This window comes from Halomonas sp. AOP27-A1-41, from assembly GCF_052378605.1.
Classification (GTDB): Bacteria; Pseudomonadota; Gammaproteobacteria; order Pseudomonadales; family Halomonadaceae; genus Vreelandella; species Vreelandella citrativorans.
Genome location: NZ_JBQSXT010000008.1, coordinates 37,798 through 57,613 on the forward strand (window position 1 = coordinate 37,798; position 19,816 = coordinate 57,613).

The following is a 19,816-nucleotide window of genomic DNA, read 5'->3' on the forward strand; positions in this document are numbered from 1 at the left end:
GCCCTGAATGCACTAGTGTGCCATGTCAGGTGTGGTCGATAACGCTAACCCCTTTTTAAGGGGCTAGCGTTTTTTTTTGGATTCAATAGTGGGGATTGGCAGCTTCACAAATCAGCTGGGCAAGCGCGCGGGCTGGGGCACTTAACTGGCTGCTTGCGCGATGAATCAATCCTACATCCCGATGAAACGTATGTTCACCCAGCGGGATGGCGCGCACCGCTGGTGGCCAGGGCTGCAGGGCGGCTACCTCTGGCACCAGGGCAATGCCCACGCCGTTGGCCACCAATTGGATAATGGTATCCAGCTCGTCCACCTCACACAGCTCATGCACATGACAGTGCTGGGCGCGTAAAAAGCGGTCGACTTGGCGGCCGCCAAACGAGGTGCGGTCGTAACGCACAAAAGGCTCGCGGCTGAGCAGCTTGCGCCAATCATCGCCTTCCGTTAAGGCCGGGACGATTAGGCGGTAAGGTTCATGGGCTAGTGGTGTCCAGCGTAAATCGCTGTGCAGTGAGAAAGGCGGGCGAATAATGGCCGCCATATCAAGCTCGCCTGCATCCACCTGATTGACCAGCGCCATGGAGAGCCCCGGCACCACGCGGCTCCGGCAGTCGGGATAGGCTCGGTGAAAACGGGCCAAGGCACTGGGCAGTAGCGAGCGCTGAATGGAGGCAATAGCGCCTATGTTCACCGGCGTGCTGGCAGGCGTATCGGTATTGGCTTCGCCAAGTGTCCGGTAAAGGGCGAGTAGGGTATACGCCTGTTGAAGAACGTCCTGGCCTTGCGCCGTTAATACCGCCGCACGCCCTTTTCGGACAAACAGGGTAACGCCCAGCTGTGCTTCCAGCCGCTTCATCTGTGCGCTAACAGCCGCTTGCGTTAAGCCGATTTTCTGGCCTGCCGAGGCAAAGGTACCTTCTTGAGCGACGGCTGTTAGGGTTTTAAGCTCTCGTATCATTGATAAATAATATTTGTGAGTTGAAGAAAAAGATATTGATTTTATTTTTATAAAGCTCGGCCTAGGATGACCATCGCGGGTTGGCACTTCGTGTCACTCATTACATAACGAGAGCGAGCAGGAGACCACTATGAGCCTTTCCCCCTTTCATTTGGCCATCCCGGTTTACGATGTAGCGCTAGCCCGGGCTTTTTACAACGACGTTTTTGGTCTGGAAGAAGGGCGCTCCAGTGACAACTGGGTCGACTTCAACTTTTTTGGTCACCAACTAGTAATTCACGGCCACCCTAAAACGCCCAGCCAAGAGAATGCCCATACCAACCCGGTAGATGGCCACGACGTACCGGTGCCGCATTTCGGCGTAATTTTAGAGTGGGATGAGTGGGAAGCACTTGCCGAGCGCTTGACGTCACGCAACACCGTCTTTGTGATTGAGCCTTACGTACGCTTTAAAGGTGAAGTGGGCGAGCAAGCCACCATGTTCCTGCTCGACCCCTGTGGCAACGCGCTAGAGTTCAAGGCGTTTAAGGACAAGAGCCAAATATTTGCAAAGTGAGCTTGCCAAGTAAGCGATAACTACCCTTGCAGCATCTGCTCTTGGCGGCGATGTTGCAGGGGAGATTCGCCAAAGTAGCGTTTATAGTCTCGGCTGAATTGCGGCACGCTGCGATAGCCGACCGCCAATGCCGCCTGGTTGACATTATGGCCCTGCTGCGACAGAAGCTGCTGGGCTTTTATCAACCGCAGCCGCTTTAGGTACTGGGCAGGCGAGGCGCGAGTAATCTGCTTGAAATAGTGATGGAACGTCGAAACGCTCATACTGGCTCGCTGAGCCAGCTGTTCAACCGTAAACTCATCGGCGAAGTTTACGTGAAGCTTCGATAGCACCTGCACAATGCGTGAATAGTGCCCTTGGCCGTTCACCAGCGCCCTGAGTGCGGGCCCCTGTTCTCCTTTCAGCGCCTCGAAAACCACCTCGCGGATGCGCGACACCCCCATGACCGCGCACTCTGTTTCGCATTTCAGCGTGTTTGCCAAGCGGGCAACAGCATGCTGCATACCTTCTGTCATGGCAACGGATGCCATGGGCTTGGGAGAAAGGGCGGGTGCGCCGGCATCGCCCATAGCCATGACCATCTCGCTTAACAGGGGCGGATCCAGCTTTACTGAAATACCCAGTAGTGGTGCTTCGGGTGAGCCATGAGTTTCACACTCAAACGGCAGCGGCAGGGTCTGTACCAGGTAGTGGCCGGGGTTGTAGTGAATTTCACGATCTCCCAGATAGCCCACTTTCCGGCCCAGAGCGATAACGGTCAAGCTGGGCTCGTACAGTAACGGAGTGCGAGCTTGATGGCGCCCCAAGCACAGCAGCGAGACGCCCGGTAGGTGCGTCTGAGTGATGCCGTCTGCCTGGGTTAGCGCTGCAATAGTGCGCGCCAAGGGCGGGTAGGTAGGAAGCAACGAACTCATGGAGACCTGCCAGAAACGTGCAAAAATGGGTGGATTCGGATAATAGTGCCATAATATCGGTTTGTTTTTGTTATTTCATCACATTGATTTGGAGAAATAGGCAAAAAATACGGAGCTTCGCTCATCGTTATTGCGGTTTAATCGGCGAATAATGGTCAGGCGTCCTCACGGTTACGAGGATCACCGATTTAAGGAGTTTTATCTGATGAGCCAAGCTAAATCCTACGCTGCTTTTGCGGCGGATAAACCGTTAGCGCCTTTTTCATTCGAACGTCGTCAACCGCGTGCCGATGATGTCGCCATAGAAATTCTTTACTGCGGTGTTTGTCATAGCGACCTGCACTTTGCTCAGAACGATTGGGGCATGAGCCAATACCCGGTCGTGCCGGGGCATGAAATTGTAGGCCGAGTCACCTCGGTAGGCAGTCAGGTGAGCCGTTTTAAAGCAGGCGATTTAGTGGGCGTTGGCTGCATGGTTGATTCTTGCCGCACCTGTAGTGCCTGTAACGATGGCGTTGAACAGTACTGCCTGGAAGGGTCCACCATGACCTACGGTAGCGAAGATCGCCAGGACGACACGATTACCCAGGGTGGTTATTCCGATAGCATCGTGGTGAGCGAACATTTCGTGTTGAGCATGCCTGATGGCATCGACCTTGCCTCTGCAGCCCCTATTCTATGCGCAGGTATCACTACTTATTCGCCGCTTAAGCACTTTGGTATCGGCAAAGGACATAAGCTGGGCGTTATCGGTATGGGCGGTTTGGGCCATATGGCTGTGAAACTGGCCAAAGCACTTGGCGTAGAAGTGACCGTCTTTACCCGTTCCGATGCCAAAGTAGAAGAAGCCAGGCGTAATGGCGCCGACCATGTGGTGGTTTCAAGCGACCCAGCACAGATGGAAGCCGTGGCTGAGAGCTTTGACTTCATGATGGATACCGTACCTGTTCAGCACGACCTAAACCCTTACCTAAAGGCGCTTAAATACGACGGTACGCATATTCTTGTTGGTTTGCTGGAGCCTATCGAGCCTCCTGTTGAAGCCTTCAATCTGGTATTCAAGCGTCGTGTCGTGGCAGGTTCTTTAATTGGTGGCATTGCTGAAACACAAGAACTTTTAACACTGTGTGCCGAGCAAAACATCACGTGTGATATCGAAATGTTGGATATCAATAATATCAACGAAGGGTTTGAGCGCATGGCGAAAGGCGATGTGCGTTATCGTTTCGTGATTGATATGGCAACCCTTAAAAATACTGCTGCTTAAAAAAGCATCGGTACTTACCCATCGTGGCCTAAGCCATGGTGGGTTTTTTTATGCCTTTTAGTTATACATAGGTTGATAGTGGCACATAAAGTACTTCAGCTTGGTTTACTCTTGCCGATAGTAATAAACAACCATAAACGGCAAGGGAATCAATTGGATGAGACATCTCTCTATTAAGTGGACTTTGACCGCAGCGCTCGCGCTGATGGTATTGATGATAGGACTGATAAGTGGATTGGGGTTTTATGCCAATCACACCAGCGGCCGAGCGCTTGAGGAGTTAGCCGATGTCAATGTTCGGTTAACCAATCTTGCCAACCGTACCCAAGTCAATGCACTCAGAGCACAAACATTCCTGGACCGTTTTGCAAGCTTCAGTACGCAAGGCAGTCCTGATAAAGGCCTGGAAAGCCTCCAACTGGCGATTGAGGCCGTAGCAATGGCCCAAGCGAATTTTGATGAATTCAGTGCGCTGTCGGTGCCAGAAGAGAGTGAGCTTGCCAGCTACCGTGAGGCTGTTGTTTTAAGCTACGAGGCATTTGTTACCGACGGCATTGTGCCCCTATTGGAGGCTCCGCCGTTCCAGGTGCAGCGTCACCAGGAGGAATTAGGCGAGAGTGGTGTACGGCTGGATGAGGCCATGAACGGTTTTATCGCTTACACCGAAGCGCGGGGGCAGCGCGTGATCGAGCAGGTGGGGAGTTTGACCCAAACGGTCGGCGTGATTGCGTTAGCGCTGCTCATCCTGTCGTTAGTGGCCGCCACTATTATCCGTATGGCCATGATGCACAGCGTCGTGCGCCCACTTAACCAGGCAATAGCGCATTTTGCCACCATTGCCGAAGGAGACTTGACCGACCGCATTGAAGCGCGAGGGCGTAACGAGGTGGGCCAATTGTTCAGCGCCCTGGCGGACATGCAGGCCAAGCTGAAAGCACTGGTGCACTCTCTACGCAGTAGTAGCGAGAGCGTTTTTAATGGCGCGGGCGATATCTCATCGGGCAGTCAGGACCTCTCTTCGCGCACTGAGCAGCAGGCATCTGCGCTGCAGCAAACAGCTTCCAGCATGGAGCAAATGTCAGCGACCGTGAGCAAAAACGCAGAAACCGCTCACACTGCAGACCAGCTGTCGATTGCTGCCTCTCAATCAGCGGAAGCTAGCGGCGAAGAAGTGCAGCGCACGGTACAGTTGATGCGTGACATTGCAGCCAGCGCAAGCCGCGTTAACGACATTATCGGGGTTATTGACTCGATTGCTTTTCAAACCAATATCCTGGCACTTAATGCATCGGTTGAAGCTGCTAGAGCCGGGGAGCAGGGGCGTGGGTTTGCGGTTGTTGCCAGTGAGGTGCGCTCGTTGGCTACGCGCAGTGCCGCCTCCGCCAAAGAAATTCGTGACTTGATTGGGCAAACAACATCACAAATTAACGGCGGCGCGGAACAGGCTGAACGCAGTGGACATACGATTCAACAAACGGTGCAGGCGATTGGGCAGGTGACCACGTTGATGAGCGAGATATCCACGGCAAGTCGTGAGCAGGATGGGGGCATTGAACAGATTAATGCCGCACTCACTGAAATGGACTCGGTCACGCAGCAAAATGCTGCCCTGGTGCAACAAACCAGTAGTGCAGCCAGCGCGCTTGAAGACCAGGCGCAGCAGTTAGCCACGTTGATAGCGACGTTTCGGCTAGATGAGCAAGCACCTGCCACCTCATCAAACCAACTGCCTGCGAAAACAGCCGTCATAAAAGAGAGCGCAGCTGAGGAGTGGGACGCGTTTTAACTGTTTTAACTACTCTAGCTGTTTTAAGAATGGGGGTTGGAGCCTGCCAGGGCTACAAAGCATGTTGCTCTGGCAGGCGGCCTGTAACAGGTTATACGTGGGCCGAGACGCGTAAGCGGACATAATCTGCTGTCCAGTTTCCTTGGCCATCTTTTAAGCTGTGGCCAAGAAGAATCATGGTGTTATCCATAATTGAGTCTCGAAGATCATCTTCTAATCCATGTAAAAACGGATTGGCGAAGGTTTCAAGCCAGCCTGTCATCCCCGCCGGTAACGCGGTAGGGCGCGGAAGCAGCTCAATTGAATCTACCTGAAAACCAACCGTTTGCAGCAGGTGCGCGTACTCTTCCGTGGTCGGAAAATACCAAGGGTGCCGACCGCGAGCGCTAATACCCCGAAACTGAAGCGAAGCAATGAGCGCGGTACAAATAGCCGCGACATTACCGTGCCCGCCAAACTCAGCCACGAACCGCCCGCCTGGTTTTAAAGCACGCTTAACGCCAGAAAGAACAGCCTGAGGGTCCAGCATCCAATGCAGTGAGGCGTTACTGAAAACGGCATCAAATTCGTGGTCAAACGGAAGCTCATGGGCATCAACAACGCGAGCAGTAACGCCGCGTTGACGTGCGGCTGTCACCATTTCCTCTGATGAGTCAATGCCTAATACATCAGCACCAAGATGCATTAAGCGTTCGGTTAATGCGCCGTCGCCGCAGCCCAGATCCAAAATGCGCTGGCCTGGCTGTGGCGAGAGCAGCTTTACGACGTCACTGCCTAATTTGGGAACAAAATGGGCATTTTCCGCATATTGTCCAGCATTCCACTCTTGACCATAGGCATCAGATTTAATGTTATTCATGGCAGCTTCCTAGCATCGTTATGTTTCATCAGGGGATTATCAAAGAGTATAGCCTGAAGCGCTACAACATCCTTGTATGTAAAGAAAATTTCTTAACGCTAAGCGATTCCATTAGTGGCATATTCGTGACCTGCCGATAGCTGCTACCTTGATAGATAGAATAGCGAGTAGGGAGTTCAATAATGGCAGGCGGATGGGCAAAAGAGGGTGCCGAACAAGAGCAAATCGAAAGAACACTGGATGATGCTGTCGAGCTTGCCCGCAGTCGGTTGCCGCAGGGTAAAAGCCGTAAGTATTGTGAGGAGTGCGATGAGGTGATTCCTGAAGCGCGTCGCCTTGCAGTCCCCGGGGTTCGGCTATGCGTTGTTTGCCAGAACGAGCACGACAAAAAACAGTCGAATGCTAGCAGCTATAATCGCCGAGGTAGTAAAGACAGCCAGCTTCGCTAAGCAAGCCCATGTTTGCGCTTATTGGATAAAAGCGTTTAGCAGTAGGCTATTAGCGTGCGGCTGTGCGACTCTAGTGTTGATAAGCGATACTGATTTATAAAGGCGAGGTACCATGAACGACGTTATTAAACTCTTGAAATCCCACCGTTCAGTTCGAAAATTCAAGGATCAGCCGATTGCACGAGAGCTTCTGATCGAACTTATCCAGGCGGGTCAAGGCGCGGCAACGTCCAGTCATGTTCAAGCCTATACGGTTATTCATGTTACAAATCCGGCTAATCGCGAGCAGATTGCTGAGTTAGCGGGTGGCCAGCCTTATATTGCCAGCTGTGCGGACTTTCTGGTCTTCTGTGCTGATATGAAGCGCCCAACCGAGGCATCTGAGCGGGCGGGTTCCAACGTTGTTCGAGGGATGACAGAACAGCTGTTGGTAGCCACGGTAGACACTGCTTTAATGGCGCAGAATGTTGCGACAGCTGCTGAATCAGAAGGGCTGGGCATCTGTTATATTGGCGGTATTCGCAATAACCCCCAAGCGGTTAGCGATCTGTTAAAGCTGCCTGAGCATGTTTACCCTGTATTTGGTATGTGCCTTGGCTATCCGTCTCATGAGCCGGAGGTAAAGCCCCGCCTGCCGGTTGAAGCGATCTTAAAAGAAGACTACTACAGCGACGACAGTGCGCAGGTGCAAGCGTTTGATGACACCATGCAGGCGTATTATCAGTCGCGTAGCAGTGGCAATAAAGACACCGATTGGTCACAAAACCTGAAGCCGCTGTTTGATAACAAACTACGACCCCATATGCGCGACTTCTTGATTCAGCGTGGCTTTGAAATGAAGTAGCCCAAACGGCACCTTGCTTATGACTGCCATCGCTCCTCTTCCTGATGCTTCATGAGTGATCAAATTCACTGCTACCAGCAGGTGGCAGTGATAATCTGGAAGCCGCCGTTTTTGAGGAAGCACTATGTGTAAGTTACGAACAGGGTATACGCGACAAACGGGCTTTGGCCTATTAATGGTGGTGACGATGTCGGCTGCAGGATGCAGCGGTTCCGAAGATGAACCCCCGAGTAATGTATCTGAACAGACAGCTACCAGCACGCAACCGGCTGACGCTTCTGTAGCGGAAGAGCCTGCGACCATCGTACCCTTGGAAGTCGCTATTTCGACATCGGTTGCCTTGCGTCCTGATCGGCGCCTGATGGTGGAGGGAGAAACCAATCTACCTGATCAGGCGCAGGTGCAGGTTATTGTCGAGCGCGAAGTGAGTCGTGTGCGCTGGAGGGCGCGTGCGCGGGTTAGTGACGGAGGCTTTATTGCCGGTCCATTTGGTTCAGGGAGCGGTTTGCCGGATGGTGGCTATATCGTACAGGTGCAGCTTTCCGAAGCCAGTGTGCAGCCTCAAACCGTACAAGCCGTGATCGGTAATCGCGGGGAGAATTTGGCGGGAGAGCTGGTTAGCCAATCCCGCCATGGGTTGGGTCAAGTGGCCACCTACTCACGCCGTTTCTTGGTGGGGGAGGAACCAAGACGAACACGTGACCAGGTGGAAGTGCATTAACATTTACGGGGATGTAGATGCTTTAGACAGAACGCCAATGGGCTAACAGTACCGCATGTATTTCTACGTCAGAAGGCGCTTTTGCAAAGTGCTCAAGTACAAAACGCTCATCGCGACTGACAAGATAATGCCCGGCTTTATGAAATACGTGCGTCGGGCCCAGCAGCAGTAAATCATTGGCTGCGACGGGTGAAAAGTCAGTGCCTGAATCTGGCGTTGCCATAACACAGGGTGCTTTCCAGTCGATATTTAACGCTAAATGGTGTGGAACGGTAATTGTCGTTGCTTGCACCTGTTCCCAGGGGAGGGGGCCAGTGTGTTTCAACGTCAACAGTTGAGGGGCGGTGTCGCCTTCCAGCAAGGTAGCAAGTGAACAATCCAACGCCTCGGCTAGAGCGACCAAACGCTCGTGACCAATTTGTTTAATTGCACCTGATTCCCAGTAGGAAATAGTAACATCCGACACGCCAACGTTACGTGCTAGGGCAGCTTTGTTGAGCTTGGCCCTAAGACGCAATTGCTTAATACGTGAGCCTAGCGATTCCATTTCGATTTCCTATAATTGAGCTGTGTAAGCTCGTTAAGTTTACTTCAACCACAGTTGCAGCGATGTGAGCACGCTTAGTGCGTTTAAGCACTTTTTATAAGCATGATCGCCGATCATCGACGCCGCGCCATACTAAGCGATTGTTCAGTGTCGCGCATCTTGTAATCTTATAACCGTATTACTTTTTGTAAGACGCTTTAATATGAAAGTCGTTCCATCTACAGCGCTGTTGGTTATGCGTAGGGTAGGTATAATATCGCTACGCTTTCTCGCTATAAGGATGTCTTGATGACCGTTCGTACTCGCATTGCACCTTCCCCGACGGGGGATCCCCACGTTGGCACGGCGTATATTGCGCTGTTCAATTTATGCTTTGCGCGTCAGCATGGCGGGCAGTTTATTTTGCGCATTGAAGATACGGACCGCGTACGCTCAACGCCTGAGTCAGAGCAGATGATTCTGGACTCCTTGCGCTGGCTTGGGTTGGAGTGGGATGAGGGGCCTGACGTTGGCGGCCCACACGGTCCGTACCGCCAAAGCGAACGTGGCGATATTTATGCGCAGCATGCTCAACAGTTGCTGGACGCTGGCCATGCGTTTAAATGCTACCGCACTGCAGAAGAGCTGGATGAGCTGCGTGAGTCGCGTAAGGCAGCAGGCTTGCATCTGGCGCTCAAGCCGGGTGACCTGGCTTTGGATGACGCAGAAGCTGCACGCCGGCAGCAGGAAGGCTGGCCTTATGTCGTGCGTATGAACGTGCCCAGCGAAGGTGTCTGTGTAGTAAACGATATGCTGCGCGGTACGATTGAAGTGGAGTGGGCACAAGTTGACGCGCAGATACTGCTCAAGTCGGACGGCATGCCTACTTACCATTTGGCGAATGTGGTAGATGACCATTTAATGGAAATCACGCATGTGCTGCGTGGCGAAGAATGGATTAACTCTGCACCCAAACACCAGCTGTTATATGAATACTTTGGTTGGGAAATGCCTGAGCTATGCCATATGCCGCTTTTGCGTAACCCCGACAAATCCAAGCTTTCCAAACGTAAAAATCCCACGTCGATTAATTTCTATCGCCGGATGGGCTTTTTGCCTCAAGCGGTTACCAATTACCTCGGCCGTATGGGCTGGTCCATGCCGGATGAGCGCGAGAAATTTAGTTTACCCGATATGATGGCCGAGTTTGATATTCAGCGTGTATCGCTGGGCGGCCCGGTGTTTGATCTTGAGAAGCTTACCTGGCTCAACGGTGTTTATATCCGCGAGGACCTGGATGATGATGCGCTGCTTACTGCGCTGCGCGAATGGGCGTTTAATGATGCCTATGTAAGGCAAATTTTGCCCCAGGTACGTCCACGCGTAGAAACACTTTCACAAATCATGCCGCTAGCCGGGCACTTCTTCTCAGGCTTGCCTACGCTTACAGAAGATGACTTCGCCAGTATTAAGCTGGAGAAAGACGAGTTAGTGAAATTGCTGCAGTTCCTGGTCTGGCGCTTCGAGGTGCTACCTGCCTGGGATAAAGAAGCGCTGCTGGCCGAAGTAAAGAGCTTGTCAGCGTATTTCGAGCTTAAAATGAAAGCATTTCTGGCGCCGATTTTTATTGCGATTACAGGCAGTAGCTCAAGCACGTCTGTTATGGATGCCATGGCGATTCTGGGTTCCGATATCACTCGTGCGCGTCTGCGCAACGCTATTGATGTGCTGGGTGGCGTTTCCAAGAAACAAGCGAAACGTTTTGAAAAAGAGTACCGCGATCTGTAAGTCGTTCAGCTAATGGCTGCAGGAAACGCCATTCTCCATTGACGTTAGGCGTCTGGCGTTTTTCTGGGGTATTAATAGCCTTGACGAAGACGAGCGTAATCAGTATTATACGCTCCGTCTTCAGGACATGTGGGGCCTTAGCTCAGCTGGGAGAGCGCAACACTGGCAGTGTTGAGGTCAGCGGTTCGATCCCGCTAGGCTCCACCATTTAGTTTGTTTGTCGTAACGTCCCATTCGTCTAGTGGTCCAGGACACCGCCCTTTCACGGCGGTAACAGGGGTTCGAACCCCCTATGGGACGCCATCTCTTTTATACTCTTCTATCCCCATATTGATGTAGTAATGAACTCTTTCATTTGCTGCGTTTTTTCCTGCCTGTTATCTAGCTGAGCCGCTAAATCCTCACTTTATTTGTGGTATTTTCGCTTGACTTGTCCACTTTTGGTGGTCTTTGCTAAAGGTTGTGCGCAGCCCTGTGCTGCACCCGCGAAAAATATCCGAATTAACTTATCTTGTTTAAAAACAATGACTTACATGCGGTCAAAAAATGACCAATTTAAGGGGAGGTCACTGTTCATGGCGATTCAGGGGCATTTGTGAGAGGTTATGAACAAGGTTATCCACAGATAGTGTGGAAAACATTTTTCCAACCTGGCTCTTAAAAAAGTCAAGCGCTATTACGGCCTTTTGCTCGCTTTTTGGCTGGCGTTTTCGTCTATTGAATGAGGTGAAGCGTGCGCGTTTGGAGAGGCGTTGTTGGATGTCGTGCTAATGAGGTCAGAGTACGCGTCTAGCGCACGTATTCGAACGTGTTTAGAAGGGAGTGGCTTGCGGGAGTTGTTAGGCTTGGAGGGTGGTCATATACAAGCAGAGACGCTTAAACAAGGAAGGCCACCCGAGGGTGGCCTTCTTGAAGATTCAACCGTCGAAAATTATTTCGACGGGTAATCGCGTTGGTCATGGCCAGTGTAAAGCTGACGCGGACGACCAATTTTATAGCTTTCGCTCAACATTTCGTTCCAGTGGGAGATCCAGCCAATCGTGCGTGATACGGCAAAGATTACCGTGAACATATTGGTGGGGATGCCCATCGCTTTCAAAATGATGCCAGAGTAGAAGTCGACGTTCGGGTAAAGCTTGCGCTCGATGAAGTATTCGTCTTCCAGTGCAATTTGCTCTAGGCGTTTGGCAATTTTAAGCTGCGGGTCGTTCGCCATGCCCAGCTCGGCGAGTACTTCGTCGCAGGTCTCTTTCATTACCTTGGCGCGGGGGTCAAAGTTGCGATACACGCGGTGACCAAAGCCCATCAGCTTGAACGGGTCTTCCTTGTCTTTTGCCTTGTCAATGAAGCGTTGGATATTCTCTTCAGAGTCGTCGCCAATCTCATCAAGCATCGCCAGTACGGCTTCGTTCGCGCCGCCGTGTGCCGGGCCCCATAGTGCCGCAATGCCAGCGCTAATGCAGGCAAAGGGGTTGGCGCCGGTCGAGCCTGCCAAGCGTACGGTAGAGGTGGAGGCATTCTGCTCATGGTCGGCATGCAGCATGAAAATGCGGTCCATCGCTTTCGCGTAAACCGGGTTGATCTTGTACTCTTCGCACGGGTTGCTGAACATCATGTAGAGGAAATTCTCTGCATAGCTCAGGTCGTTGCGCGGGTAATTAAACGGCTGGCCAACATTATACTTGTGCGACATGGCCGCCAGAGTCGGCATTTTGGCGATCAGGCGAATAGCACTAATAGTGCGGTCTTCTTCTTTAGTGATATCCATGTGGTCATGGTAGAACGCCGCAAGGCCGCCTACGACGCCGCACATAATTGACATGGGGTGCGCGTCGCGGCGAAACCCTTTAAAGAAGTTGTTGATTTGGTCGTGCACCATCGTGTGATTGCGAATGCGTGCAGCGAAGTCCGTGTACTGCTCGTCGTTGGGCAGTTCACCAAAAAGCAGGGTATAGCTCAGTTCAACAAAGTTGGACTCTTTAGCCAGTTGGTCAATAGGGTAGCCGCGATGCAGCAGTACGCCTTTGCCGCCGTCAATATAGGTGATGGCAGATTGGCAAGAAGAGGTGGCCATAAAGCCAGGGTCGTAGGTGAACAGGCCTTCCGCACCTAAGCCGCGGACATCAATAACGTCTGGGCCAAGGGTGCCGGAGTACATGGGTAGTTCGATCGTTTTATCAAGACCGTCTACCGTCAATGTTGCTTTCCTGTCAGCCATGTTGGCCTCCTTTCGGATTCGGGTTGGGACGTAAAGTCATTGTTTCGCATGCCGCGCCGGCGAAAAGGTTTGCCCACTATAAGAGCGCGCGACATTTTGTCAATTATGCAAAGCGCTAGGCATGGGTGGTGCGTGTATGGTTATGCAAAATTATTATCTTAGACAATTTTTGTATATGGCAAATGATAGCTATAGTAACCAGGTGCCAGAGATTTGACGAATCCTTAACAGGCTTATCAAATTATCGTGACTCTGTCACTATATCGATGCTGCATTGCAAAATCGACTCGGGCGGGCTGCTTTTTTTGCAACATAATTGAGTTAGGTCCGAGTTCGGTTTGTCAGCAGGGGCGAAGGTTCTTATAATCCACGGCGCGCGACCGGCAGGTAGGTGGTCGTGCCCGACTTGGCAAACGGCCGAGCCCCTTCCAGCAACCACTGCCCGCTCGGGCTATGCCCGACCTGTCGCAGAGCGGGCCAAGAGAGTGTGTATAAGCCGTGAATAGCAAACGACCCGTAAATTTAGATCTAACAACGATACACTTCCCACTTCCGGCACTGACGTCGATTGCCCACCGTATTACGGGGGTTATTCTGTTCGTTGGCCTGGTGTTCGCTTTTTGGGCGTTGGGTAAGTCACTTTCATCTCCAGCAGGCTTTGATGCCGTTAGCAGCGCACTTGCCAATAATCTATTGGCCAAGTTCATTGCTTGGGGGCTGCTTTCTGCGCTGGCGTTCCATTTTGTAGCAGGGATTAAACACCTGTTAATGGATGCCGATATTGGTGTGACACTAGAAGGTGGTGTGCAAAAAGCACAGATCACCGTTGTGGTGAGTGCCGTTCTAATTATTCTGGCAGGAGTTTGGGTATGGTAACCAACGTCACAAGTTTTGGCCGAAGCGGACTGTCTGATTGGCTGATGCAGCGCGTGTCTGCGGTGGTGCTGGCCGTTTACACGGTCTTTATGGTGGCCTATCTGCTGTTTAATCCAGACCTTGACTACTACACCTGGAGCGGCCTGTTTAACCAAACGTGGATGCGGATCTTCTCATTGCTGGCTTTTATATCCATTGCAGCACATGCCTGGATTGGCTTGTGGACCGTAACCACTGATTACCTTAAGTCCACTGGCCTGCGCGTAGGTGTCCAGACGCTGATTATTCTGGCTATCTTCGTGTACCTGGTTTGGGGCATTCAAATTCTGTGGGGAGCTTGATAAATGTCTAACCTTCGTAGCCTGACGTTTGACGCCATTATTATCGGTGGCGGTGGCGCTGGCCTGCGCGCTGCTTTAGAACTGGCGAAGTCCGGTAAACAAACAGCCGTCCTTTCCAAAGTTTTCCCGACACGCTCTCACACTGTCTCTGCCCAGGGCGGTATTACCTGCGCTATCGCGTCTTCTGATCCCAATGACGATTGGCGCTGGCACATGTACGACACTGTTAAAGGCGGCGACTATATCGCTGACCAAGACGCGTCGGAGTATATGTGCTCTGAAGGCCCGAAAGCTGTATTTGAACTTGAGCACATGGGCCTGCCGTTTTCGCGCTTTGATAACGGCCGCATCTATCAGCGTCCGTTCGGTGGCCAGTCCAAGAATTTCGGTGAAGGCGGCCAAGCGGCGCGTACTTGCGCGGCGGCAGACCGTACCGGTCACGCACTGCTGCACACGCTTTACCAGAACAACCTTAAGAACAATACAACGTTCTTGAATGAGTGGTATGCGGTTGATCTGGTGAAGAATGGCAACGGTGACGTGGTGGGTTGTATCGCCATGTGCATTGAAACTGGCGAAGTTGTTCACGTTAAATCCAAGGCCACTGTATTGGCGACTGGCGGTGCTGGCCGAATTTACGCATCTACCACCAATGCCCTGATCAATACGGGTGACGGTATCGGTATGGCGTTGCGTGCGGGCTTCCCGATGCAGGATATGGAAATGTGGCAGTTCCACCCGACCGGTATTTACGGTGCGGGCACGCTGGTAACCGAAGGGTGCCGCGGGGAAGGTGGCTACCTGATCAATAAAGACGGCGAGCGCTTTATGGAGCGTTACGCGCCCAACGCGAAAGACCTGGCGGGTCGTGACGTTGTTGCGCGTTCCATGGTCATGGAAATTCTGGAAGGCCGCGGTTGTGGCGAGAAGGGGGATCACGTCTTCCTGAAGCTTGATCACTTGGGTGAAGAGGTGCTGAGCAAGCGTCTGCCAGGTATCGTTGAGCTTTCAAAGACCTTTGCTCATGTCGATCCAGCGAAAGACCCGATCCCGGTCGTGCCGACCTGCCACTATATGATGGGCGGTATTCCGACCAACATTCATGGTCAGGCGATTCTGCAGGACGAAAGCGGCAACGACCAGATCATCAACGGTCTGTTCGCCTGTGGTGAAGCAGCGTGCGTATCTGTTCACGGTGCTAACCGTCTGGGCGGAAACTCCTTGCTGGATCTGGTGGTGTTTGGCCGTGCCGCCGGTATGTTTATTGAAGGCGCGCTGAACGAAGGTATTGAGTACCTGGATGCCTCCGAGTCTGATATTGAATCAGCGATGAAGCGCATTACTCGTTGGAACGAGTCGGAAGGCGGTGAGAGCATTCCTGCGCTGAAAGCAGAGCTTCAGGACATCATGCAGAACTCTTTCGGTGTATTCCGTGAAGAGAAAAACATGCTGGAAGGCGTTGAGAAGCTTGCCAACCTGCGCAGCCGTATTGCCAATGCTCACCTGCCTGATAAGTCCAATGCTTTCAACACGGCCCGTGTAGAAGCGCTGGAACTTGATAACCTGATGGAAGTGGCCGAAGCGACGGCAATTGCCGCCCTTGAGCGTAAAGAGAGCCGCGGTGCCCATTCACGTTACGATTACCCAGACCGTGATGACGTCAACTGGCTGAAACACTCGCTCTACTTCCCGCTCACCAAAGAGCTGAAGCAGCGCGACGTCAACTTCAAGCCGAAAACTGTTGATACGTTCGAACCCAAGGTTCGTACCTACTAAACTCCGCATTGACGAGAGGGAGTTATAATGTCCAATCTTCAGGTATCCGTATACCGTTACAATCCGGAAACCGACTCCGCGCCCTATATGCAGGAGTTCCAGGTTGATACCAAAGGGCGCGATGTCATGGTGCTGGATGTTCTTCATATGATGAAAGAACAGGACAGCGGTCTGGCATTCCGTCGTAGCTGCCGCGAAGGCGTTTGTGGCTCTGATGGTATGAACATGAACGGCAAAAACGGCCTGGCGTGTATTACACCGCTGTCAGATGTTGTGAAAAACAACAAGCTGATCCTGCGCCCGCTGCCTGGTCTGCCGGTTATCCGCGATATGGTTGTGGATATGGGGATTTTCTATAAGCAGTACGAGCGTATTCAGCCGTACCTGCAAAATGAAACGCCAGCGCCCGCCATTGAACGCCTGCAGTCGCCCGAAGACCGTGAAAAGTTGGATGGCCTGTACGAGTGCATCTTGTGTGCTTGCTGCTCTACGTCTTGCCCGTCGTTCTGGTGGAACCCGGACAAGTTCGTAGGACCTGCTGGCTTGCTGCAGTCTTACCGCTTCCTGGCGGATTCGCGCGATACCGCAACCCGCGAGCGTTTGACCAGCCTGGAAGATCCGTTCTCGGTGTTCCGCTGCCGCGGCATCATGAACTGCGTAGCGGTTTGCCCGAAAGGCTTAAATCCGACGCGCGCGATCGGTAAAATTCGCGAAATGCTGCTCGCAGATGCAACATAAACGCCTTGTGAGTCAATAAAAAGCGATTGCCACGCAACAAGTCTCGTTTTACTACTTAAATCGTGGCGCTTCGCTTGTTATCATAGGGCTTGTCATAAAGTGCGGCGCGTCGCCGCACTTTATGAGCAGTCAAGTTTAAAAGCCGGTGCTGCGAGTACCGGCTTTTGAGCATGAGCTGAGCAAGAATAGCAGTTAAGAAATAGTAATTAAGAAATAGCAATTATGTAGGGCTTCCGACCGTTGGTCGGTGCCGCCGGTACATGTTCCGCCCCGCCGGCAGGGCAATAGCGATGTCGTTGTTTTTTGCAGCGATGCCGATACCACCCCATCAGTGTAGGGTGACCGAGAGATGCAACAAGGCATAATGGAGTTAATGTGGCGTTCCTCTCACGTTAGTGGTGGCAATGTCCACTACGTGGAAGCGCTTTACGAGCAGTACCTCGCCGATCCAGATGCTGTTTCTGACGAATGGCGTAGCTATTTTGACCAGCTACCGAGTTCTGAGGGCAGTGCCTCCCACGATGTTCCACTAAGCCCGACTCGTGATCAATTCTACCAGCTAGGTCGTGAAAGCCGCCCGGGCCGGGTAGTTGCCGCTGCCGATAGCGGTGAGAACAAAAAGCAGGTGAAAGTCCTGCAGTTGATCAATGCGTATCGCTTCCGTGGTCATCAAAAGGCTGATATCGATCCGCTTGGACTGCGTAATCCTACCCCCGTCCCTGACCTCGATTTATCATTCCATCAGTTGACCAAGGCTGATCTTGATACCGAGTTCCAGACCGGTTCGTTCTTCCTGGGTATTGATAAGGCACCACTGCGTGAGATCGTGGACGCGTTGGAGAAGACGTACTGTCGCTCCATCGGCTGTGAGTTCATGCATATCGTGGACACAGAAGAGAAACGCTGGCTACAACGGCGCTTCGAATCAGTGCGCAGTGCTCCCAAGTTTAGTGACGATGTTCGCAAGCATGTGCTCGAGCGTCTGACGGCTGCTGAAGGTTTGGAAACTTACCTGGCATCCAAATATCCAGGTACCAAACGCTTTGGTCTTGAAGGTGGTGAAGTCTTTGTACCCATGATGGACGAGCTTATCCAGCGTGCTGGCGGTTATGGTACGAAGGAAGTCGTTATCGGTATGGCGCACCGTGGTCGCCTCAACCTGTTGGTCAATATTCTGGGCAAAAACCCGGCTGACTTGATTGATGAGTTTGATGGTAAGAAGGTGATTGAGCGTGGTTCTGGTGATGTGAAGTATCACCAGGGCTTTAGCTCCAACGTCATGTCACCGGGCGGCGAAGTCCACCTGGCCATGTCGTTCAACCCCTCGCACCTGGAAATTGTCGCACCGGTTGTTGAAGGTTCCGTACGCGCGCGCCAAGACCGCCGCAAGGATCCTGCCGGCGACAAGGTGTTACCCATCAATATTCATGGTGATGCTGCCTTCGCGGGTCAAGGCGTCGTCATGGAGACATTCCAGATGTCTCAGACCCGGGCCTATAAGACCGGCGGCACGATTCACATCGTCATCAATAACCAGGTGGGCTTTACGACGTCCAACCCCATGGATGCTCGTTCGACCGAGTACTGTACCGACATTGCCAAGATGGTCCAGGCGCCCATCTTCCATGTGAATGGTGATGATCCTGACGCCGTTATCCATGCGACCCAAGTGGCGCTGGATTACCGTCAACAGTTCAAAAAAGACGTCGTTATTGATCTGGTCTGCTACCGTCGCCGTGGGCATAACGAAGCCGATGAGCCGTCCGGTACGCAGCCTTTGATGTACGCCAAAATCAAGGATCATGCGTCGACGCGTACGGTTTACGCTAAGCGTTTGGTTGACCAGGGCGTTCTATCTGAAGATGATGCCAAAGCGATGATGGAAACGTATCGCGATGATCTGGTCGCGGGTAACCACGTTGCCAATGCACTGGTTCAGGAGCCCAATCAATCCCTGTTTGTGGACTGGGCGCCGTACCTGGGGCATGAGTGGACGGGCGATGCGGATACGTCTTTTGACATGAAGCGTCTTCAGCAACTGGCTGCGAAAATGTGCGAGATTCCGGATGGGGTCGAGGTGCAGCGCCAGGTAGCCAAGATTTACGAAGACCGCCGCAAGATGCAGGCCGGTGGCATGGCCATGAACTGGGGCTTTGCTGAAACGCTGGCCTACGCCACGTTACTTGACCAAGGGCACCCGATCCGGATTACTGGTCAGGATGTGGGTCGCGGTACGTTCTCGCACCGTCACGCTGTGGTTCATAACCAGAAAGATGGCTCTACCTACGTGCCGCTGCAAAACATGGCCGATGGTCAGCCGGTTTTCACCATTCACGACTCCTTCCTATCAGAAGAAGCTGTGTTGGCGTTTGAGTACGGTTATTCCACCACTGCGCCGAATGACCTGGTTATTTGGGAAGCCCAGTTTGGTGACTTCTTCAACGGTGCACAGGTGGTCGTTGATCAGTTCATCTCTTCTGGTGAGAGCAAGTGGGGCCGTTTATGTGGCCTAACGATGCTGCTACCCCATGGCTATGAAGGCCAGGGTCCAGAGCACTCGTCTGCGCGACTGGAACGTTTCCTGCAAATGTGTGCTGAGCACAACATGCAGGTCTGTGTGCCGACGACACCTGCGCAGATTTATCACTTGCTGCGTCGTCAGGTGATTCGTCCGCTGCGCAAGCCGTTGATTGTTATGTCGCCCAAGTCGTTGCTGCGTCACAAGGAAGCGGTATCGAGCCTTGAAGATCTTGCTCACGGTAAATTCCAAATGGTGTTGCCGGATCAAGCGGATCTGGCCGCTGAAAACGTAACGCGCGCGATTCTGTGCTCAGGCAAGGTCTACTATGATCTGGCCGCTTGGCGTGCAGAAAATGAGCGTAACGATACGGCGATCATTCGTCTTGAGCAGCTGTATCCCTTCCCGAAAGAAGAACTTCTGGAAGCGCTCCAGGCGTATGGCAATGTGGAAGATATTGTCTGGTGTCAGGAAGAGCCGTTGAACCAGGGCGCTTGGTACTCCAGTCAGCACCACATGCGTACAGTGGCCGATATGCTTAAAGATGGCCTCGGACGCGAGTTGAAATTTGCAGGACGTCCTGCCTCTGCCGCGCCGGCAGCGGGCTATATGTCCGTCCATACTGAACAGCAGCGCCAGCTGGTGGAAGACGCTTTCAATCTGTAAAGCGCCCACCGGATT

General features: G+C 52.6%; 17 protein-coding genes and 2 tRNA genes. 14 read left to right on the forward strand and 5 right to left on the reverse strand.

Annotated features, from left to right (window positions below; all coding sequences use genetic code 11):
* Positions 1 to 82: 82 nt before the first annotated feature.
* The gene (locus ACT3TC_RS07305) at positions 83 to 958 is read right to left on the reverse strand and encodes a LysR substrate-binding domain-containing protein (protein ID WP_444639621.1); all 876 of its coding nucleotides are present in this window, start codon (positions 956 to 958) and stop codon (positions 83 to 85) included.
* Positions 959 to 1,088: 130 nt separating this feature from the next.
* Here ACT3TC_RS07305 and ACT3TC_RS07310 point away from each other — a divergent pair, with 130 nt between their 5' ends.
* Positions 1,089 to 1,514, forward strand: coding sequence for a VOC family protein (locus ACT3TC_RS07310; protein WP_087106298.1), 426 nt, complete (start codon positions 1,089 to 1,091; stop codon positions 1,512 to 1,514).
* A 20-nt stretch (positions 1,515 to 1,534) separates the two neighbouring features.
* Here ACT3TC_RS07310 and ACT3TC_RS07315 read toward each other — a convergent pair whose 3' ends face one another.
* Positions 1,535 to 2,428 carry an AraC family transcriptional regulator gene (locus ACT3TC_RS07315; RefSeq protein ID WP_444639622.1) on the reverse strand — a complete coding sequence of 298 codons (894 nt, stop codon included), beginning with the start codon at positions 2,426 to 2,428 and terminating at the stop codon, positions 1,535 to 1,537.
* A 205-nt stretch (positions 2,429 to 2,633) separates the two neighbouring features.
* On the opposite strand from ACT3TC_RS07315, the gene ACT3TC_RS07320 reads away from it, so the two are divergent.
* Positions 2,634 to 3,695 (forward strand): NAD(P)-dependent alcohol dehydrogenase, encoded by a 1,062-nt coding sequence (locus ACT3TC_RS07320; RefSeq protein WP_193056757.1) that lies wholly within the window; start codon positions 2,634 to 2,636, stop codon positions 3,693 to 3,695.
* A 157-nt stretch (positions 3,696 to 3,852) separates the two neighbouring features.
* Positions 3,853 to 5,481 (forward strand): methyl-accepting chemotaxis protein, encoded by a 1,629-nt coding sequence (locus ACT3TC_RS07325; RefSeq protein ID WP_444639623.1) that lies wholly within the window; start codon positions 3,853 to 3,855, stop codon positions 5,479 to 5,481.
* Positions 5,482 to 5,572: 91 nt separating this feature from the next.
* Here the strand turns inward: ACT3TC_RS07325 and ACT3TC_RS07330 are convergent, their stop codons facing one another.
* Positions 5,573 to 6,340, reverse strand: a complete 768-nt coding sequence (locus tag ACT3TC_RS07330; RefSeq protein WP_172117215.1) for a class I SAM-dependent methyltransferase — start codon at positions 6,338 to 6,340, stop codon at positions 5,573 to 5,575.
* Between the two features lie 182 nt (positions 6,341 to 6,522).
* On the opposite strand from ACT3TC_RS07330, the gene ACT3TC_RS07335 reads away from it, so the two are divergent.
* The 3 genes from ACT3TC_RS07335 (at position 6,523) to ACT3TC_RS07345 (ending at position 8,354) form a co-directional block, all read left to right on the forward strand.
* Positions 6,523 to 6,789 (forward strand): DksA/TraR family C4-type zinc finger protein, encoded by a 267-nt coding sequence (locus ACT3TC_RS07335; RefSeq protein ID WP_172117214.1) that lies wholly within the window; start codon positions 6,523 to 6,525, stop codon positions 6,787 to 6,789.
* A 112-nt stretch (positions 6,790 to 6,901) separates the two neighbouring features.
* Positions 6,902 to 7,633, forward strand: coding sequence for an oxygen-insensitive NADPH nitroreductase (gene nfsA / locus ACT3TC_RS07340; RefSeq protein ID WP_172117213.1), 732 nt, complete (start codon positions 6,902 to 6,904; stop codon positions 7,631 to 7,633).
* A gap of 124 nt (positions 7,634 to 7,757) precedes the next feature.
* Positions 7,758 to 8,354 (forward strand): hypothetical protein, encoded by a 597-nt coding sequence (locus ACT3TC_RS07345; RefSeq protein WP_226912096.1) that lies wholly within the window; start codon positions 7,758 to 7,760, stop codon positions 8,352 to 8,354.
* Between the two features lie 22 nt (positions 8,355 to 8,376).
* Here ACT3TC_RS07345 and ACT3TC_RS07350 read toward each other — a convergent pair whose 3' ends face one another.
* Positions 8,377 to 8,901 (reverse strand): helix-turn-helix domain-containing protein, encoded by a 525-nt coding sequence (locus tag ACT3TC_RS07350; RefSeq protein WP_087106281.1) that lies wholly within the window; start codon positions 8,899 to 8,901, stop codon positions 8,377 to 8,379.
* A 288-nt stretch (positions 8,902 to 9,189) separates the two neighbouring features.
* Here ACT3TC_RS07350 and gltX point away from each other — a divergent pair, with 288 nt between their 5' ends.
* From gltX to ACT3TC_RS07365, 3 genes are all read left to right on the forward strand, one after another.
* Entirely contained in the window at positions 9,190 to 10,668 is a 1,479-nt protein-coding gene (gene gltX / locus ACT3TC_RS07355; RefSeq protein WP_193054819.1) for a glutamate--tRNA ligase, read from the forward strand.
* 131 nt (positions 10,669 to 10,799) lie between these two features.
* Positions 10,800 to 10,875, forward strand: a tRNA-Ala gene (locus ACT3TC_RS07360).
* A gap of 20 nt (positions 10,876 to 10,895) precedes the next feature.
* Positions 10,896 to 10,971: transfer RNA gene (locus tag ACT3TC_RS07365), tRNA-Glu, on the forward strand.
* Between the two features lie 628 nt (positions 10,972 to 11,599).
* Here ACT3TC_RS07365 and gltA read toward each other — a convergent pair.
* Positions 11,600 to 12,886 carry a citrate synthase gene (gene gltA / locus ACT3TC_RS07370; RefSeq protein ID WP_172117211.1) on the reverse strand — a complete coding sequence of 429 codons (1,287 nt, stop codon included), beginning with the start codon at positions 12,884 to 12,886 and terminating at the stop codon, positions 11,600 to 11,602.
* A 498-nt stretch (positions 12,887 to 13,384) separates the two neighbouring features.
* Between gltA and sdhC the strand changes: the two genes are divergently transcribed.
* The 5 genes from sdhC to ACT3TC_RS07395 all read left to right on the forward strand — a co-directional run bounded on the left by sdhC (position 13,385) and on the right by ACT3TC_RS07395 (position 19,801).
* Entirely contained in the window at positions 13,385 to 13,762 is a 378-nt protein-coding gene (sdhC, locus tag ACT3TC_RS07375) for a succinate dehydrogenase, cytochrome b556 subunit (protein WP_087106275.1), read from the forward strand.
* Positions 13,756 to 14,103: a succinate dehydrogenase, hydrophobic membrane anchor protein gene (gene sdhD / locus ACT3TC_RS07380; RefSeq protein WP_087106273.1), complete on the forward strand. Its 348-nt coding sequence runs from the start codon at positions 13,756 to 13,758 to the stop codon at positions 14,101 to 14,103. Before sdhC ends, sdhD begins: the two co-directional genes overlap by 7 nt.
* A 3-nt stretch (positions 14,104 to 14,106) precedes the next feature.
* On the forward strand, positions 14,107 to 15,879 hold the full coding sequence (sdhA, locus tag ACT3TC_RS07385) for a succinate dehydrogenase flavoprotein subunit (RefSeq protein ID WP_172117209.1): 1,773 nt from the start codon (positions 14,107 to 14,109) through the stop codon (positions 15,877 to 15,879).
* Between the two features lie 27 nt (positions 15,880 to 15,906).
* Entirely contained in the window at positions 15,907 to 16,617 is a 711-nt protein-coding gene (locus ACT3TC_RS07390) for a succinate dehydrogenase iron-sulfur subunit (protein WP_087106268.1), read from the forward strand.
* 349 nt (positions 16,618 to 16,966) lie between these two features.
* Positions 16,967 to 19,801, forward strand: coding sequence for a 2-oxoglutarate dehydrogenase E1 component (locus ACT3TC_RS07395; protein ID WP_172117208.1), 2,835 nt, complete (start codon positions 16,967 to 16,969; stop codon positions 19,799 to 19,801).
* Positions 19,802 to 19,816: the final 15 nt, after the last annotated feature.

What these genes read in the sequence shown, in the direction of transcription:
- ACT3TC_RS07320 (WP_193056757.1), top strand. Translation starts at nt 2,634, where the DNA reads ATGAGCCAAGCTAAATCCTACGCTGCTTTTGCGGCGGATAAACCGTTA.
- ACT3TC_RS07390 (WP_087106268.1), top strand. Translation starts at nt 15,907, where the DNA reads ATGTCCAATCTTCAGGTATCCGTATACCGTTACAATCCGGAAACCGAC.
- ACT3TC_RS07330 (WP_172117215.1), bottom strand. Translation starts at nt 6,340, where the DNA reads ATGAATAACATTAAATCTGATGCCTATGGTCAAGAGTGGAATGCTGGA.
- ACT3TC_RS07325 (WP_444639623.1), top strand. Translation starts at nt 3,853, where the DNA reads ATGAGACATCTCTCTATTAAGTGGACTTTGACCGCAGCGCTCGCGCTG.
- ACT3TC_RS07305 (WP_444639621.1), bottom strand. Translation starts at nt 958, where the DNA reads ATGATACGAGAGCTTAAAACCCTAACAGCCGTCGCTCAAGAAGGTACC.
- sdhD (WP_087106273.1), top strand. Translation starts at nt 13,756, where the DNA reads ATGGTAACCAACGTCACAAGTTTTGGCCGAAGCGGACTGTCTGATTGG.
- ACT3TC_RS07310 (WP_087106298.1), top strand. Translation starts at nt 1,089, where the DNA reads ATGAGCCTTTCCCCCTTTCATTTGGCCATCCCGGTTTACGATGTAGCG.
- nfsA (WP_172117213.1), top strand. Translation starts at nt 6,902, where the DNA reads ATGAACGACGTTATTAAACTCTTGAAATCCCACCGTTCAGTTCGAAAA.
- gltX (WP_193054819.1), top strand. Translation starts at nt 9,190, where the DNA reads ATGACCGTTCGTACTCGCATTGCACCTTCCCCGACGGGGGATCCCCAC.
- sdhA (WP_172117209.1), top strand. Translation starts at nt 14,107, where the DNA reads ATGTCTAACCTTCGTAGCCTGACGTTTGACGCCATTATTATCGGTGGC.
- ACT3TC_RS07315 (WP_444639622.1), bottom strand. Translation starts at nt 2,428, where the DNA reads ATGAGTTCGTTGCTTCCTACCTACCCGCCCTTGGCGCGCACTATTGCA.
- ACT3TC_RS07350 (WP_087106281.1), bottom strand. Translation starts at nt 8,901, where the DNA reads ATGGAATCGCTAGGCTCACGTATTAAGCAATTGCGTCTTAGGGCCAAG.
- gltA (WP_172117211.1), bottom strand. Translation starts at nt 12,886, where the DNA reads ATGGCTGACAGGAAAGCAACATTGACGGTAGACGGTCTTGATAAAACG.
- ACT3TC_RS07395 (WP_172117208.1), top strand. Translation starts at nt 16,967, where the DNA reads ATGCAACAAGGCATAATGGAGTTAATGTGGCGTTCCTCTCACGTTAGT.
- ACT3TC_RS07345 (WP_226912096.1), top strand. Translation starts at nt 7,758, where the DNA reads ATGTGTAAGTTACGAACAGGGTATACGCGACAAACGGGCTTTGGCCTA.
- ACT3TC_RS07335 (WP_172117214.1), top strand. Translation starts at nt 6,523, where the DNA reads ATGGCAGGCGGATGGGCAAAAGAGGGTGCCGAACAAGAGCAAATCGAA.